This is a genomic window from Devosia sp. Soil_C_22, from assembly GCF_057657195.1.
In genome coordinates this window covers 455,387-469,967 of record NZ_JBDGIY010000002.1, presented here as the reverse complement: position 1 = coordinate 469,967, position 14,581 = coordinate 455,387, and the positions used below count along the sequence as shown (strand labels likewise).

The window sequence follows — 14,581 nt, the reverse complement described above, 5'->3', positions numbered from 1 at the left end:
CATATCGAAAACAGAGATTCCCGCTCGCGCGGGAATGACTTCGTGCAAAATGGCATCGCCAAAGCAGTTCAACGTAGACACGTCCTATTTCCTCGATGAGTCCCTGACGACCAGCGTGCAGGGCAGGCGGCGGATGCCGCGTATGGTTTCGCCGCCGATCATGTCGACGAGCAGCCGCCCGGCTTCGTGGCCAAGGGCGGAAAGGTTCATGTCGACGCTGGTCAGCGGCGGCCGGGCGGCGTCGGTCATGACGTTCCAGTTGTCGAAGCCGACCACGGCCACCTGCCCCGGCATATCGATGCCGCGCTCGCGCAGCGCCTCGACCGCGCCGCGCGCGATCTGGTCGTTGCCGCAGAAGATACCGTCGGGCCGGTCGCGCTCGGCGACGCCGTCGAACAGCTTTGCCACCGCGTCGCGGCCATAGGCCTCGGACCATTCGCCCGGGCGATAATATTGCGGATACTCGGTGAGCCCGGCCTCGGCCAGCGCCGACTGGTAGCCGCGCCGGCGCAGCAGTACCGCCTCGAACCGCTCGGGCCCGGTGACATAGGCGATGCGCGTGCACCCGACTTCGGCAAGATGCCGTACCGCGAGCCGCGCCCCGCCCTCGTCATCGGGCAACAGCGACAGCGACTGGTCATCATCGGCCTGCGAGAACACGTAGATCACCGGCATGCCCGGCGGCAACGGCCCGACGGGCGGGCGCTTGTCGGCGCGGCGGGCGGTGACCACGAGGCCATCGATGCGCTTGCCGAGCAACTGGTCGAGATGCTGGTGCTCGCGCTCCGGATCGTCGGTGGCGTTGCACATGAAGATGGCGATGCCCCGATCGGCGAACTGCTCCTCGAGCGCCTGGAAGATGGGCAGGGTGAAGCGGCCGAACGAGTCGGTGGAGATGATCCCCACCGTCATCGAGCGGGTGCGGTGCAGGCTCTGCGCCAGGTCGTTGGGGCGGTAGCCGAGATCGCGCGCCACCTGCCGCACCTTCTCGCGCGTTTCCTCGCGCAGCCGGCCGCTGGCGTTGAGCGCCTTGGACGCGGTACCCAGCGACACGCCCGCGGCGCTCGCCACGTCGCGGATGGTCGGATGCTTCTTGCCCGTCTGGCTCATCTCGCCTGGCCTCAGCCCTTGACCGCCCCGGACATGAAGCCGCGCACGTAATAGCGCTGCAGCAGCAGGAACAGGATCACGCAGGGCAGCGCCATGACCACCACGCCCGCCTCGGTCGCCCCGTAATTGATGACGCCCATGGTCTGTTGCCTGAGGTTGGCGACCGCCACCGGCAGCGGTTGCTTCATCGGGTCCGTGAGCAGGATCAGCGGGGCGAAGAAATCGTTCCACGCCGCGAGGAAGGCGAAGAGGCCTACCGTCACCAGACCTGGCACGACCGAGGGCAGCATGATGCGCCAGAGCACGCCGAAGCTCGAGCAGCCGTCGATCTGCGCCGATTCCTCCAGTTCGCGCGGGATCGCTTCGAACGAGATGCGCATCATGTAGGTGGCGAAGGGCAGCTGGAACATCGCGATCATCAATGCCACGCCGACCAGCGAGTTCGAGAGCCCGACCGCGTTGAGGAGGACATAGAGCGGGATCAGCAGCGTGGCGTAGGGAACCATCAGGATGGACAGCGTCAACAGGAACAGCACGTCCTTGCCCCAGAACTTGAAGCGGGCGAAGGCATAGCCGCCCAAGGTCGAGATGATGAGCGTGACGGCAACGGTGAGGATCGAGATCACCGCGCTGTTGGCGGCGACGACCGGCAGCCCGGCGCCGAAATCGAACATCGTCTGGTAGTTGCCGAAACCGAACCCGTTGATCTGCGCCGTGCCTGCCTGGGGGCTGATCGAAGCGTAAAAGCTCCATACCAGCGGAAACAGGAAGATGATCGCAAGCCCGCCGGTGAGCACGTAATACGGCGTGCGGGTGAAGGCGGAATGTTGTTGGCCGACAATCATGGCTTAGTCCCGCTCCGTTCCGCGCAGGAAGCGGAACTGCAATGCGTTGATGAGCACCAGCACGACCAGCACTAGGATCGAAAGTGCGGCGGCGGTGCCGAGGTTCTGGCGCTGGAACGCCTCGCGATAGATCACCTGCACGGCGGTGACCGTGGTGTTGTCCGGTGCGCCCTTGGTGAGGATGAAGAACTGGTCGAAGGCCAGCAACGAGCCGGTGACGCAGAGGATGGTCGCGAGGGACAGCGACGGCCTGAGCAGCGGCAGGGTGATGTTGCGGAATGTCTGCCAGCCCGACGCGCCATCGAGCGAAGCGGCTTCGTAGACATCGTCCGGAATGGCCTGGAGGCCCACGGTGAGGACGAGCATGTAAAAGCCGGCGAACTTCCACACGACGAGGAAGGTGGTCGATAACAGTGCCGCCCACGAGGTGCCGAGAAAGGCGATCGGGCTGTCGATGATGCCGAGCGCCTGCAGCGGCGGGCTGATCGGGCCGATAGCCGGGGAATAAAAACCGTAGGCGAGGAGCGAGGCGGCGGCGAGGCCGAGCGATACCGGCAGCAGAAACACCGTGCGCAGGAACCCGGTCCAGCGCGTCACCGTCTGCACCAGCAGCGCGAGGCCCAGCCCGAGCCCGAGCAGCATCACCGTGACCAGCACCGTGTACTGCACGGTGAACCAGACCGACGGCCAGAACAGCGGGTTGCGGAACAGCGCGAGATAGTTGCGCGGGAAGTTGAGGCCTTCGTCGCCCGTCAGCAGCCCATATTTGGACAGCGACATCTTCGCCACCAGCACCAGCGGGGTGAGGAAGAACACCACGATGAAGGCCAGCGTGGGCAGCGTATAGGCAAAGCCCACCAGGCCGCGGCGGAAGCCTGTGCGCAGGCGCCGAACCGGTCGTTCAACGGCGGCGGCCTCGGAGATCGACGTTGCAGTCACGATGGGTCCTCGCCTCGAGGGTGCGGCCCGGTCCCGTCGGGGAACCGGGCCGACCGGTGCGTCGGGTTACTCGGTGAGCGAGAAGTTGATCGCGTCGTTGTTGGCGTCGAGGTTGGCGCCCTGCTCGAACACCGCATCGCGGAACAGCACGATCCACGGCCCCTGCGGGTCGTTGAAGGTGGCGCCGAAATTCTTGGCGAGCGGCGTCTGGCCGTTGGCGCCGATGGTGTTGAACAGCTTTACGCGCGGATCGGTGATGTACTTGTTGTCGCCCAGATCCGTGCGGGTCAGCACGTTGCCATACTTGGCCACGACCTCGACCTGGGCTTCCTCGGACTGCACCCAGGCGATGAAGTTCCACGCCGCATCGGCCTTCGTGCTGTCGCGCGAGATGCCGATATCGTCGCCGCCCACGAAGGTCGACTGACCGCCCTTGAGGCCGGCGATCGGGGTCACGCCGATATCGGCGTCCTCGAGCCCGCCGCCCACGAGGGACGAGATCTGCGTGGCGGGCATCGGCTGCACGCCGATCACGCCCTTGGGGAACAGCGCCGTCCAGGTCGGGCCGGCCTCGTCCTTGCTTTCCGGCATCATCATGGTGCCGTCGGCGATCATTTCGCGGAAGATGTGGAAGATTTCCTTCCACTCATCGCTGTTGAAATGCGCCTCGGTGCCCTCGGGATTCATCGCCGTCTCGCCGTCGGCCCAGGCGATCGGGAACCAGGTGAAGACGTTGCAGCCGCCGCAATTGCCGCCGAAATACGAGCCGCGGACATCGCCGCCGAGCTTGGCCACGGCACGAGCCTGGTCGGCGAATTCCTGCAGCGTGGTCGGGCCCTTCTCGGGATCGAGGCCGGCCTGCTTGTAGAGCTTCTTGTTCCACATCCACACCGACAGGTCGGCGATGAACGGCATGCCGTATTTCTTGCCGTCCCAGGTGCCCACGGTGATGCCGGCGGGCGCCACATGCTCGATATTGGGCATGCCGTCGATGCGCTCGGTGATGTCCTGGAACAGGCCCGCCGAGGTCCAGTTCGGCATGAACACCACGTCGGCCGAGAACAGGTCGGGCAGGCCGTTGGCGGCTGCCGCGGCGCCGATCTTGGTCTGGTAGTCGTCGGTCACGACATAGGTGGCCGTGACCTGATTCTTGTGCGTGGCGTTATAGGCCTGCACCAACTGGTCGACACGCACCTGCGTCGCCGCCCGGGTCCACAGCGTCAGCTGGGTGCCGTCATCGACGCCCATGCCCTCGTCCTGGGCCAGCACCGGGCCCGAAATCGCGGCGAGCGCGCCAATAGCGGCCGCCAGCTTGTTCAGCTTGAAAAACGTCATCCATCTCCTCCCATTGCCGCCTGCGCGGCATTCAGGAAAAGCCTTTCCCGATTTCGCCCGGCCGATCGTTATTCGACCGTGCCGGAGAGACAGGAAAAGCTTTTCTCGGTGCGATGACTGCCATGTTTCGGCGTCACGGACAAGAGGTCGGGAAAAGCTTTTCTTGATTGGGTTGGTTGGGGGTTGGGGGCGGGGCGTGGTGGGGCGGATGGGTCGGGTTGGGGGCGGGGCGAATAGAGGGGCCCGATGGAAGGACTTCCCTTGTGAGGTCGTGACCTCTCCTATCCACCGGGTGGGGAGATGGTGAGGATGAACGGGTGACGGTAGGCCAGCGCGACGCCTACCGCCGGAACAGCCCCATGGCCTTGAGCTCGTCGACCCAGCGGGTGACGTTGCCGACCCCGCTTTCATCGGTCAGGACCCCCTCGGCCAGCTCGGCGAGGCGGAGGGCGGAGCTGTAGAGCATGACCAGGTCGCGATCGACCTCGCGCCGGGTCAGCTCCTCGTAGCGGTCGATGATCCTGAGCGTGAGGTCGGCCGAGATCCAGTTCGAGTAGCTGAGATCGCGGTGGCGGGCGCCGAAACCCGAGTCGGCGAAGTCGAACACGCCGTTGAGCAGACCCATTTCGTGGTCGAATGCCATGTTCCAGCCATGGCCGTCGAAATAGCCGTAGACCAGTTCGTCGCCGGAGATGGTGAGCTTGCGATAGGCCGAGACGGTGCGCTCGAGAAAGCCCTTGTAGCCGCGCGGCAGCTTCGGGCCGGCGCCGGCGATGATGTCGTCGGGCGCCATCCAGGGGTCGACCCCGACCGCGCCGATCTGCTGCATGCGGTTGAGCGGCAGCGCGTGCAGCTCGGCATAGAGCTGCGCCATGCGCGTGGCGACGGCGTTGCGCTGGCCTTCGCCCAGACGCTGGTAGTCGGCAGATTCCAGCGAACTGCCGGCAATCTTGAGGTGCTGGCTGAACGGCACCGGGCCATCGTTGAACACCATATGCGGGATCGGCATGGTGATCCGGGGCTTGAGGAACTGCAGCAGCGCCACTTCGCGCCGGAGCCGGACCTCCGCCTCGGGGGTACGGGCGAACTTGAAGATCCAGCCGTCGCATTCGAGCGCGACGCTGTCCCAGCCTTGCGTGAGAGTGGTGAATTGCCCGCCCGCGAACTGCGGCAGCGTACCGATCACATGCGCGCGATAGCGCGCAATCTCGGCCGCCGGCACCTCCTGCATTTTCTTATCCCCCCGCAAGCGCAGGAGAATCTAGCGGAGCGGCGCGGGAATTCCAATCAGGCCGGATGCAGTTCGCGCACGGCATGCACGCGTTTGCGCGCCGCCTTGGCGACCGGCCGCGAGCGCGCCATGACGATGCGGCGACGCGGAAGATTGACGCCGAGGGCATCGGCGACGGCTTTTTCGAGAAGATGTTCGAGTTCGGCCTTGTGCATGATGGTCTCTCCTGGACCTGACGGGCGCGTGGCCCGGTCCTGATGTGTTGCGTAACAACGCTTGATTGAGCCCAGGGTTGCCACAACGCGCCTGAACGGCCGATGAGCAATCGGTGATTAACGCGAACGTGACACAGTGCCGGATGCGGACGAGCGAACAGGCATTGCGTCCGTTGTCGACACTTGGAGAAGTCGATGCGTGCAGTCGGACTGGCCGTAATCCTGCTGGGCGTGCTTACCCTGGTCTATCCCTACTACGCCGAGTGGGTGCCGTTCATTTCGCTGAGGACGAACGACGCCTATATCTTCGGCGGCTTGCTGGTCGCGCTCGGCGGGCTGACCCTCGCCATCTATCGCGGCTAGGCCTTGTCTTCGCTTCCGGGACCGCCCGGTGCAGGCTGGCCCAGCCGATCCTGCGCGAAGGCGCGGGCGAAGATATCCTCGACATTTTTCGCCCTGCCCTCGGCCTCAGTCGGTGGCGGCGGTGCCTCCGGCTCCTCGTCCAGTGATTCGATGACCACCAGCGGCCTGGGCTCGACGAGCTCGATCTCCGCCGATTCGGCTTCTACCGGCTCCACCGGCTCCGGCACCACCGCCTCCGGCTCCGGCGCGTCGGGGATGGGCTCCGCCTCGACTGTGGGTTCCTCCGATGGCGGTGCCGGATCGACGATCGGTTCTTCAGCCACGATCGGCGCCAGCGCCATCGCCGCCTCCACCGGCTGTGGCACCGCGATCGCCTCGACCGCCCGCACCCGCCTGAGCCGGCGGCCCAGCCGCATGCGCTCGAGCCCGGCATAGCAGATCAGCAGCATCAGGCTGACGCCCATGCCCACTCCGATGCCCGCCACCAGCCATACCACCACGTCGAGATTCATGCCGTCCGCTCCGAACCGCCCCGTGCCCACCTTAGCCGAACTGGCGGTGCGACCAAGGGAGGGCATGGACATCATACGACCAACCACTACACTTGGCCCTAGCCAAGCTGCCCGCCAAGAAGACAGACATGCGCGCCCGCCCGACCCGTAACTCCCGTCCGCTACTAACCGACGTGGTGCGCTCCGACCTGCGGCGCGCCATCGTCGGCGGCGAGTTTCCGCCCGGCACCAAGCTGCCGAACGAGGATGCACTGTGCGCCCGCTTCGCGGTGAGCCGCATTACCCTGCGCGAGGCGGTGCGCGGCCTGATCGAGGACGGTTATGTCGTCCGCCGCCAGGGCTCCGGCACCTTCGTGACCGAAGGCCCGCGCCTGCGCAATTCGCTCGACACCAATTTCAGCTACACCGAGTATTTCGAGAGCATCGGCGTCACTCCGTCCAAGCAGGTGCTGGAGGCGCTGCGCCTTCCCGCCGGCGAGGAGACGCTGACCGACCTTGCGCTCGCTCCCGGCGCCGAAGTGGTGCGCATCCGCCGCGTGCGCAGCGCCGACGGACGGCCGGCGGTCTACTCGGTCGACGAGATCCCCACCGATATCGCCGATGTCGAGCGCGACCGCGAGGCCTTCGCCGGCTCGCTCTACCGCTTCCTCTCCGACCGCCACCATGTCGTGGATCATGCCCGCACCGTGCTCGCCCCGGTGATCGCCGATGCCGCGCTCGCCCGGGTGCTGGAGGTGGCCGAAGGCACGCCGCTGCAGCACCTGCGCCAGATCGACCACGATATGGCCGGCCGCCCGGTGATGCGCTCGCTCGAATGGCACGTGCCCGACGTGATCCAGCTGCGCGTCTATCGTCGCGGCCCCGGCCCGATGGGCAGCTGAGCTGCCGGACGACTTCACGATCGGACTGGGGCCGCACCCCACCCACCATGTCATTCCCGCGCAGGCGGGAACCCAGTCGGGGCACTGGGCGTGCGGCCGCTGGATCCCCGCCTTCGCGGGGATGACGCCGGAGTTTGTGAACCGCTAGGACGCTGGCGCCTTCGCCGTGCGCAGCGCGCCGGTCTCCTGCAGGACGAGATAGCCGATCGAGGCCATCAGCGAGTTGATGGTCTTGAGCGCGCGCAGCGTTTCGAGATGCAGGTTGCTGGTCAGCACGCTCGCCTCGCTGCCATCCTTGAGGCGCGCCAGGTGGCGGCGCTGGCTTTCCTCGACCGCGACGCGCATACGCGACTTCTCGATCACCAGCCGCCGCGCCTGCTCGACGTCGCGGCTGACCAGCACGTTGCGCGCCAGCCGCATATTCTCGACCACCTGCTGGTGCAGCTCGGCCAGCTCGCGCCAGCCGCTGGCCGAGAATTTCAGCTTCTGGGCATGCCGCGTTTCGGCGAGCCGCAGCAGCGTCTTGGTGATGGCGTCGCCGACATATTCGAGGTTGACCGCGATGGCCGCGAGATCGTGGCCGCGCCGCGCTCCCGCCTCGTCGAACGAGACGCGCGCCAGGTAGAGCTTGATGTCGCTCTGCGCCTGGTCGATCGCCGCCTCCATCAGCCGCGCCTCGCGGATCTTGGCCTCGTCGCCCTGCCGGTAGATTTCCATCACCGGCTCGAACATGCGTCCGATGATCTCGGCCATGCGCAGCAGCTCGCGCGTCGTCGAGGCGAGCGCCATGTCGGGATCGTCGACGGCTGCCTCGTCGAGGCAGCTGGGTGGCACGCCGATCGCCATGGCCGGGTCCTCCCCACGCGTCTTGATCAGCCGCTCCATCAGGCGGGCGACCACGCCGACAAGCGGCAGGCCGGCAATCACCAGCGCGGCGTTGAACACGAGATGCAGGCCCACCAGCTGCTGCGTCGGCTCGAACGGCGACGCCAGCGCCGCGCCGCCGAACTCGAGCGCGAGTAATGCGACCGCGGCGCCCGCCAGCCGGAACAGCAGGTTGCCCGCCATCAGCCGGCGTGCCGCGGGGCTGGCGCCGCGCGTCAAGACGAACGGCCCGATTGCCGTGCCGATATTGGCGCCCAGCAGCAGCGGCGCGGCGGCCGCGAACGGCACCATGCCGTGCGCGGCCAGCACGACGAGCAGCAGGATGGTGGCCACCGAGGAGTGGAACAGCCAGGCCAGGGCCGCGCCCGCGATCAGCGCCGTCAGCGGATCGCCGGCGAGATAGGTGACGGCGGCCGGCAGCCACGCGCTGTCGCCGAGCGGGGCAGTCGCCTGCTCCAGCATCTGCAGCGACACGAAGATCAGACCCAGCCCGACCAGCGCCCGCCCGCTCTGCCGCGTCCGCCGCGCCTTGCCCTTGAAGAACAGCAGCGCGCCGCCGATGAGCAGGACGGGCGGCAGGAAACTGAGGTCGAGGCTGAGGATCAGCACCACCAGCGCGGAGCCCAGGTTGGCCCCGAGCACGATGGCGAGCCCGGTGGCGAGCGTGAACATCCCCTTGCCGGCATAGGCGGCGGCAAGCATGCCCGCCGCGGTCGAGCTTTGCAGTCCAAAGCCGAGTCCGGTGCCAACCAGCGCGCTGCGCAACGGGCCATCGGTGGCGCGCAGCAGCCCATGCAGCTCCGGCCGCCAGCCGCGCTCGGTGCCCGTATGCACCATATGCACCGCCCATAGCAGAAGCGCCACGGCGCCGCCGACATGCAACAAGAATAGATAGGCCGTCACTTACTGCTCTCTAGTACTGCGCGCGAATGTTTCTACCGCTGCGCCGAGATGAACTCGACGCAGTACTAATAGATGATCATCACGGCATTGTGGCGAGATCGCAAGGCGCCCGGCGCGTCAGGCGCTCAGCCGGGTCCGCAGCTCGTCGAGATCCTGGATGCAGCGCTCAATCTCGGAGCGCAGCGAGCGCTTTTCGTGCACCGTCAGCGGCGGCCTGGGCCGCCCGACGATCTCGCGCAGCACGGCGATCTCGCGCTTCAGTTTGCCAATTTCGCTTGTCGCCTGCATGCCCGCCTCCGGAAAACGCCGCATCTCGCCCGATCGGACCCGGACCTGCAAGCCCCGAAAACGACGAAGGGTCCGCCCGGCGATGCCTGGCGGACCCTCCACGTGGATGGATCAGGTCTTACTTCTGGGCCACGACCACGCCCGGGGAATAGACCACGGTGCGATCGCTGAGATTGACGAAATAGACCCGGTCGTTGGTGTAGAAGTAGCCGTGATCCGGATCGCTCTCGATCACATGGACCTCGATGTCATCCGGAACGACATAGCCGACTTCCACGGCGCCATCGATCACGACCGGCTCGGTCGGATGCACGCGCACATATTCCACCGAATCGTCGGAGACCGCTTCCGCGCCGATCACGGCGCCGGTGAAGCCACCGATGACGGCACCGATAGGCCCGAAGATCAGGCCGCCGGCCACCGCGCCGCTGACGCCGCCGGCCGTACCGCCGACGGCGGCCCCGGCATCCTGCGCGAGGACAGGAGCGGCGGACAGAGCGAGGATTGCCGTCGAGGCAAGGAGAAGTTTCTTCATTTTCTTGTACTCCTAAGCATTCTTGTAGCGCCCGCAGTGGGAAAGCTCCGGCGACCGGATCGGTTCCGTCGGGGCAAGCGCGGCGGCGGCAAAGCCCCCATGCCGGAACCAACGGCGACCATCGAAGTTTTCGGGGCGCACAAGTCCACCATCCGCTCGACACGATGACCGATCTCCATTCCACGCCACATCGCCGTCGCCCGCCGCAGGAGGTCGCTGCGCGCCGGCAGGCCCTGCAGATCATCCGGCCGTTCCAGACGCGCTTCGAAGACTGGAACCACCGCGCCGCGCGCGCCAGCGCCGCAATTCTGTCGCATGTAACCACCGAAGCGGAGAAGGCGCAGCACCGCGAGGACCTCGCCGCACTGCGCGCCGAGGTGGAGGCGGCCTATGCCGAGTTCCTGGACGCCGTCGCCGGCAGACCGCCGCACGGCCGCATCGACGATGTCGACGCCGCATTCGAGCGGTTGCTGTCGGTGCTGGGGCGGACGCAGGGTTAGGTCATAGTCCCGTCGTCGGGACCCGGGGCTCAACCGGCTGCCCGCTTCAGCAGCGACAGCATCCGGTCGAATGCAGCGTCGACATCGTCGATGCGGCCATGCCGGGGGTGATCGGCCACCACCTCGCGGAACTGGTCATAGGCGATTTCCACCTCATTCCGCAAAGTGGCGAGATCGCTCCGGTGCCTCGTCCGCTCGCTCTCGGTGGTGGCGTGCGCCAGGATCAGCGCACCGGTGCGCGCCGCCCGCTGGTTCCAGCTCTCGAAGCTCTTGAGGAACGGGCCGACGATCAATGCCGCCTGCCGCCTGGCCGTGGCGTCGACGGGCGAAGCACGCGTGGACCGGTGGAAATCGGTGAAGCTGCTGCTCATGCGATTGCTCCTCTCGCCGGCTAGGCCGGGATGCGTTCGCCCGAGGCGGGCAGGCCGTCGGCCGCGTCCTCGACCGCCTTGAGCAGGACATCGGTCGAGAACGGCTTGGCGAGAAAGCTCGCGCCGGCAAAGGCTCGGTCGACCTCGCCGAGGCCGACGCTGCCCGAACAGACGATGAAGGGCACACCGGCCTGACGCAGCTGCGCGGCGACCTCGGTCGTATCGGCCTCCTTGAGGTGATAGTCGAGGATGGCGAGGTCGACGTCTCCGGCCGCCATCCGCTCGAGCGCTTCGGCGACGGTGGGGGCGGCGAGGACCTCATGGCCCAGCTGATCGAGAGTCATCTCGATATCGAGGGAGATAAGGGGTTCGTCTTCTACGAGAAGTATGCGCTTGCGGGACATTTCGTGTCCTCCAAGGCCTGAGGACCGGCGTGCAAGAGCGCACTGCCGGCAGAACCTTTCAGACAATTGCGCAAGGTGGACGCCTGAAGGGCGAATGCCATTGCTGGACGCAAGCCAGCAGCCCCTTCGGTCTAGCTTCAACTTACCACCTGCAGGGATGGCCGGCATTTAAAAAAGCAATAGCGGGGCACATAAACGATGCCGCGGGCCACCATGGTCGGCCCCGGCATCCACGGCGGCAAGGTCCGCCACCGCGGGCGATGCCAAGGCCGCCGAAGTCGGAAATGCGCAGCTTGCCGGACGCGGCTCGCGCCGACAGAAGCAATCACGATGGCCTTAAGGGGTGGTGCCGCATGCCGGATTCGAACCAGCGACCCCCTCATTACGAATGAGATGCTCTACCGACTGAGCTAATGCGGCCCACGGTGCGCTGCGCCAGGGCGACGCGCCGGATTTGGGTCTCATACAGGCGCTGCATGTCAGGCGCAAGACCCGCCGTCAGGCCTCCGGCAGGGCGAGCGGGCTGGCAGGCTTGTCCGCACTGGGCGGGGTGATTTCTGCGGCGGCGGTCGAGCGCACCGGAACCGGCGGGCCGGCGACGGTGCGGGCGGCGACCGCGCTGGTCGGCACGCGCCACTCGAACGCATCGAGCTTGCCGGTGACGGGCGAGAGCGGTTCCCATTCCTCGGCGGTGATGCCGTCGGCGGTCCATACCGGATCGCGCGGCGCGCGCACGGCGCGGTTGAGCCAGTCGCGCGCCTTGCCCTTGTCGCCGCTCTCACCCTCCTCGATCTCGGCCATCAAAAGGCACACGGCCTGCGACGGATCGGGCGCGGTGTAGTTGGCAAGGGCCTGGCGCGCAGTGGCCCAATCGAAGGCGTCTATCGCGGCACGGCTGAGGACGAGCGCACTGGCCTTGTTGGGCGGCGGCGTATCGATCAGCTCCCGCACCCGCTTCAGCCGGTCGACGGCCGAGCTGCCCGACGTCGAGTTGGCGAACAGCGTTGCCACGTCGGGGTGCGAGGTGGCGCGCCAGACCCGGCGGAGCAGGCTCATGGCACGGCGGGCCTCGCCGCGATTGGCGTAGATGCGGGCCGCGATCAGTGCGGCGGGCACGAAATCGCCCTGCAGCTTCAGCGCCGCGAGGGCATGCTCGAGCGCCGCATTGGGATCGCGCCCCTCGTCGATCTGGGCCCGCGCCGTTTCGACCACCGCCATCCGGCGGCGCTTGCGCATCTTGTCCTCGCGCGTGACCGCCGGCTCGTCGGCCACCATGCGTGCCGCCTCGTCCCAGCGGGCGTTGCGGGTGAGATCGTCGAACACCGCCTCGCGCGCCCAGGGGGCAGTGGGGGCGATGTCGATGGCCTTCTGCGCGAAGGTGAGCGCAGCATCGAGGCGGCCCTGCTGGCGCGCCTGGTCGTAGAGGCCGGACAGCGCGGCGAGCGCGGTCTTGCGGTTGGTGATCAGCGCCCGGTAGTGCTCGCGCGCCGAATGCATGTCGCCGAGCGCGAGGTCGGCGCGCGCTTCGAGCAGTTGCGCGGCGGCATTGCGCGGCAGGTTGGACTGTGCGTCGCGCGCCAGCTGCCGGGCCCGCATGGCGTCGCCGGCCTGCAGCGCGATGAAGCCATCGGACAGCGACTGATAGCCGCGTTCCTTCTTCTGCTCGCGCGAGCGGCGCGCAAGGAAATAGGGCGCCGCGACGATGCGCTTGACGATGCCCCAGACGAGGATGATGACCACCACTGTCGCCACCGCGAGGAAGGCGGCGACGCCCAGCCGCGGCTGCATGCGATAGCCGAGCATCTCGATGGTGAGCGTACCCGGTAGCCCGATCAGCCAGGCGATGGCCGCGGTGACGAGCAGGCTGCCGATGAGCCAGTAGGCGAGCCGGATCACGGGCTGGCCTCCGGCGTGGCGAGGGCGCGGGCGCGTACATCGGCGAGGAACTGGTCGGCGGCAGCGAGCGCGGTAATCGACGCGCCGGCCTCGCCCGCGCCGGCCTGCATGGCGGGCGGCAGGGCCGCGAGCAACGTGCTGGCGGCGGCAAAGTCGCGGCGCTCGACGGCGGCTTCGAGCTTGGAGACGGTGGCTTCGGGACTATCCTCGGCGATTTCGCCGACCGGGCGCAGGGCGAGCAGGCCCTTCATCCATTCGAGCGCATCGGCGCCGACGTCGCCGGAACTCTGGGCGGCGCGGCCGGCGAGGATTTCGGGGACCCGGGCTTGCAGTTCGGCGGCGACCGCATCGGGACGCGGCAGGCCGCTCGCGGCGGCAGCGGTGACCGGTTCGGGCACGGCGAGATCGGGCGCGAGGGCGCTCAGGCTGTCGAGCTCGGCGGCATAGGGCCGGCCATTGGCGAACGCACTTTCGAGGCTCGAGACGACGAGCGGCAGACGCACCGCCGAGCCGAGATCGCCGGCATTGGCGGGAGCGGCAGGGGCACTCCCCTGCAATGCCGCAACCTCGTCGCGCAGCGCCGCGATCTGGGCTTCGACCTCGCCGCTGCCCGAGGCGGCGCGCAGGGCGGCGATTTCGGCTTCGATGCCGCTGATGGTCTGCGCGAGCGCGGCGGCATCACCGCTCGACGCGCCGGCGCCGATGGCGGTGACGCGATCTTCGAGCGCGGCGAGTTGCTGCTGGAGGGGGCCGAGATCGACCGGCCCGGCCGTGGGAATGGCAGCGATCGACTGGCGCACGTCGCCCAGGCCGCTGTCGAGCTGGGTAATGGTGGCGTCGAGGCTGACCTGTGTGCGCCGTGCCTGCTCCTCGATGGCGGCAAGGCGCGTTTCGAGGTCGGAGACGTTCAGTTTGACATCGGTGAGGCCGGCATCCTGCTGGTCGAGGCGCGCGGTCGGATCGGCGATGACGGGGCCGCTATGGGGCAACGGCAGCCAGTTGGAGAGCGCGTAGACCAGCCCTGCGCCAATCAGCCCGCCGGCGGCAGCGGCGATAGAGATGGCGCTCCACGGCATAGCGAGCCGCGCCTGCGGACGCGGCGGCAGGGGTGGAGGCGGCGGCGGAACGGCGCGCGGCGGTTCGGGCTGCGGCGCAGGCTTGGCGTCGGGTTCGGGCGCCGGCTCGGGATCGGCCGCCGGGGAGGCGGGCGCCGCCGTTGCGGGCTCGACGACTTCGGGGGCCGGCTCGACCGCCTCGGCGGGCTCGGGCGGCACGGGATCGCTCGCCGGCGCTGCGGGTTTTTCCGCCTCGCGCGCCGTGAGGTCGATGACCGGCGGCTTCACGGGTCCCGATTTGCGTTGCGCCATG

At 67.7% G+C, this 14,581-nt stretch carries 17 protein-coding genes and 1 tRNA gene; 3 read left to right on the top strand and 15 right to left on the bottom strand.

Annotated features, from left to right (window positions below; all coding sequences use genetic code 11):
- Window positions 1-84: 84 nt before the first annotated feature.
- The 6 genes from AC3A6I_RS19405 to AC3A6I_RS19380 all read right to left on the bottom strand — a co-directional run bounded on the left by AC3A6I_RS19405 (window position 85) and on the right by AC3A6I_RS19380 (window position 5,675).
- A complete protein-coding gene (locus AC3A6I_RS19405) occupies window positions 85-1,110 on the bottom strand; it encodes a LacI family DNA-binding transcriptional regulator (protein WP_487545514.1) in 1,026 nt (341 codons plus the stop codon).
- Between the two features lie 11 nt (window positions 1,111-1,121).
- Window positions 1,122-1,955: a carbohydrate ABC transporter permease gene (locus tag AC3A6I_RS19400; protein ID WP_487545513.1), complete on the bottom strand. Its 834-nt coding sequence runs from the start codon at window positions 1,953-1,955 to the stop codon at window positions 1,122-1,124.
- 3 nt (window positions 1,956-1,958) lie between these two features.
- On the bottom strand, window positions 1,959-2,894 hold the full coding sequence (locus AC3A6I_RS19395; RefSeq protein WP_487545512.1) for a carbohydrate ABC transporter permease: 936 nt from the start codon (window positions 2,892-2,894) through the stop codon (window positions 1,959-1,961).
- A gap of 66 nt (window positions 2,895-2,960) precedes the next feature.
- Complete coding sequence (locus tag AC3A6I_RS19390) at window positions 2,961-4,229, bottom strand: ABC transporter substrate-binding protein (RefSeq protein ID WP_487545511.1); 1,269 nt, start codon at window positions 4,227-4,229, stop codon at window positions 2,961-2,963.
- Window positions 4,230-4,569: 340 nt separating this feature from the next.
- Complete coding sequence (locus AC3A6I_RS19385) at window positions 4,570-5,460, bottom strand: phosphotransferase family protein (protein ID WP_487545510.1); 891 nt, start codon at window positions 5,458-5,460, stop codon at window positions 4,570-4,572.
- Between the two features lie 56 nt (window positions 5,461-5,516).
- Window positions 5,517-5,675 (bottom strand): hypothetical protein, encoded by a 159-nt coding sequence (locus tag AC3A6I_RS19380; protein ID WP_487545509.1) that lies wholly within the window; start codon window positions 5,673-5,675, stop codon window positions 5,517-5,519.
- Window positions 5,676-5,870: 195 nt separating this feature from the next.
- Here AC3A6I_RS19380 and AC3A6I_RS19375 point away from each other — a divergent pair, with 195 nt between their 5' ends.
- On the top strand, window positions 5,871-6,038 hold the full coding sequence (locus AC3A6I_RS19375) for a hypothetical protein (protein ID WP_487545508.1): 168 nt from the start codon (window positions 5,871-5,873) through the stop codon (window positions 6,036-6,038).
- On the opposite strand, the gene AC3A6I_RS19370 is transcribed toward AC3A6I_RS19375, so the two are convergent.
- Window positions 6,035-6,550 carry a hypothetical protein gene (locus AC3A6I_RS19370; RefSeq protein WP_487545507.1) on the bottom strand — a complete coding sequence of 172 codons (516 nt, stop codon included), beginning with the start codon at window positions 6,548-6,550 and terminating at the stop codon, window positions 6,035-6,037. The genes AC3A6I_RS19375 and AC3A6I_RS19370 overlap by 4 nt on opposite strands.
- A 128-nt stretch (window positions 6,551-6,678) precedes the next feature.
- Between AC3A6I_RS19370 and AC3A6I_RS19365 the strand changes: the two genes are divergently transcribed.
- A complete protein-coding gene (locus tag AC3A6I_RS19365; RefSeq protein WP_487545506.1) occupies window positions 6,679-7,431 on the top strand; it encodes a GntR family transcriptional regulator in 753 nt (250 codons plus the stop codon).
- 144 nt (window positions 7,432-7,575) lie between these two features.
- Here the strand turns inward: AC3A6I_RS19365 and AC3A6I_RS19360 are convergent, their stop codons facing one another.
- From AC3A6I_RS19360 to AC3A6I_RS19350, 3 genes are all read right to left on the bottom strand, one after another.
- On the bottom strand, window positions 7,576-9,219 hold the full coding sequence (locus AC3A6I_RS19360) for a Na/Pi cotransporter family protein (protein ID WP_487545505.1): 1,644 nt from the start codon (window positions 9,217-9,219) through the stop codon (window positions 7,576-7,578).
- Window positions 9,220-9,336: 117 nt separating this feature from the next.
- The gene (locus AC3A6I_RS19355; RefSeq protein ID WP_487545504.1) at window positions 9,337-9,507 is read right to left on the bottom strand and encodes a hypothetical protein; all 171 of its coding nucleotides are present in this window, start codon (window positions 9,505-9,507) and stop codon (window positions 9,337-9,339) included.
- 118 nt (window positions 9,508-9,625) lie between these two features.
- Window positions 9,626-10,042 (bottom strand): DUF1236 domain-containing protein, encoded by a 417-nt coding sequence (locus AC3A6I_RS19350; protein WP_487545503.1) that lies wholly within the window; start codon window positions 10,040-10,042, stop codon window positions 9,626-9,628.
- A 164-nt stretch (window positions 10,043-10,206) separates the two neighbouring features.
- Here AC3A6I_RS19350 and AC3A6I_RS19345 point away from each other — a divergent pair, with 164 nt between their 5' ends.
- The gene (locus tag AC3A6I_RS19345) at window positions 10,207-10,542 is read left to right on the top strand and encodes a hypothetical protein (protein ID WP_487545502.1); all 336 of its coding nucleotides are present in this window, start codon (window positions 10,207-10,209) and stop codon (window positions 10,540-10,542) included.
- A 29-nt stretch (window positions 10,543-10,571) separates the two neighbouring features.
- Here AC3A6I_RS19345 and AC3A6I_RS19340 read toward each other — a convergent pair whose 3' ends face one another.
- From AC3A6I_RS19340 to AC3A6I_RS19320, 5 genes are all read right to left on the bottom strand, one after another.
- Window positions 10,572-10,913 carry a hypothetical protein gene (locus AC3A6I_RS19340; protein ID WP_487545501.1) on the bottom strand — a complete coding sequence of 114 codons (342 nt, stop codon included), beginning with the start codon at window positions 10,911-10,913 and terminating at the stop codon, window positions 10,572-10,574.
- A 20-nt stretch (window positions 10,914-10,933) separates the two neighbouring features.
- Entirely contained in the window at window positions 10,934-11,317 is a 384-nt protein-coding gene (locus AC3A6I_RS19335) for a response regulator (protein ID WP_487545500.1), read from the bottom strand.
- A gap of 344 nt (window positions 11,318-11,661) precedes the next feature.
- Window positions 11,662-11,737: transfer RNA gene (locus AC3A6I_RS19330), tRNA-Thr, on the bottom strand.
- 78 nt (window positions 11,738-11,815) lie between these two features.
- Complete coding sequence (locus AC3A6I_RS19325; RefSeq protein WP_487545499.1) at window positions 11,816-13,213, bottom strand: heme biosynthesis HemY N-terminal domain-containing protein; 1,398 nt, start codon at window positions 13,211-13,213, stop codon at window positions 11,816-11,818.
- The gene (locus tag AC3A6I_RS19320; RefSeq protein ID WP_487545498.1) at window positions 13,210-14,580 is read right to left on the bottom strand and encodes a COG4223 family protein; all 1,371 of its coding nucleotides are present in this window, start codon (window positions 14,578-14,580) and stop codon (window positions 13,210-13,212) included. Before AC3A6I_RS19320 ends, AC3A6I_RS19325 begins: the two co-directional genes overlap by 4 nt.
- Window position 14,581: the final 1 nt, after the last annotated feature.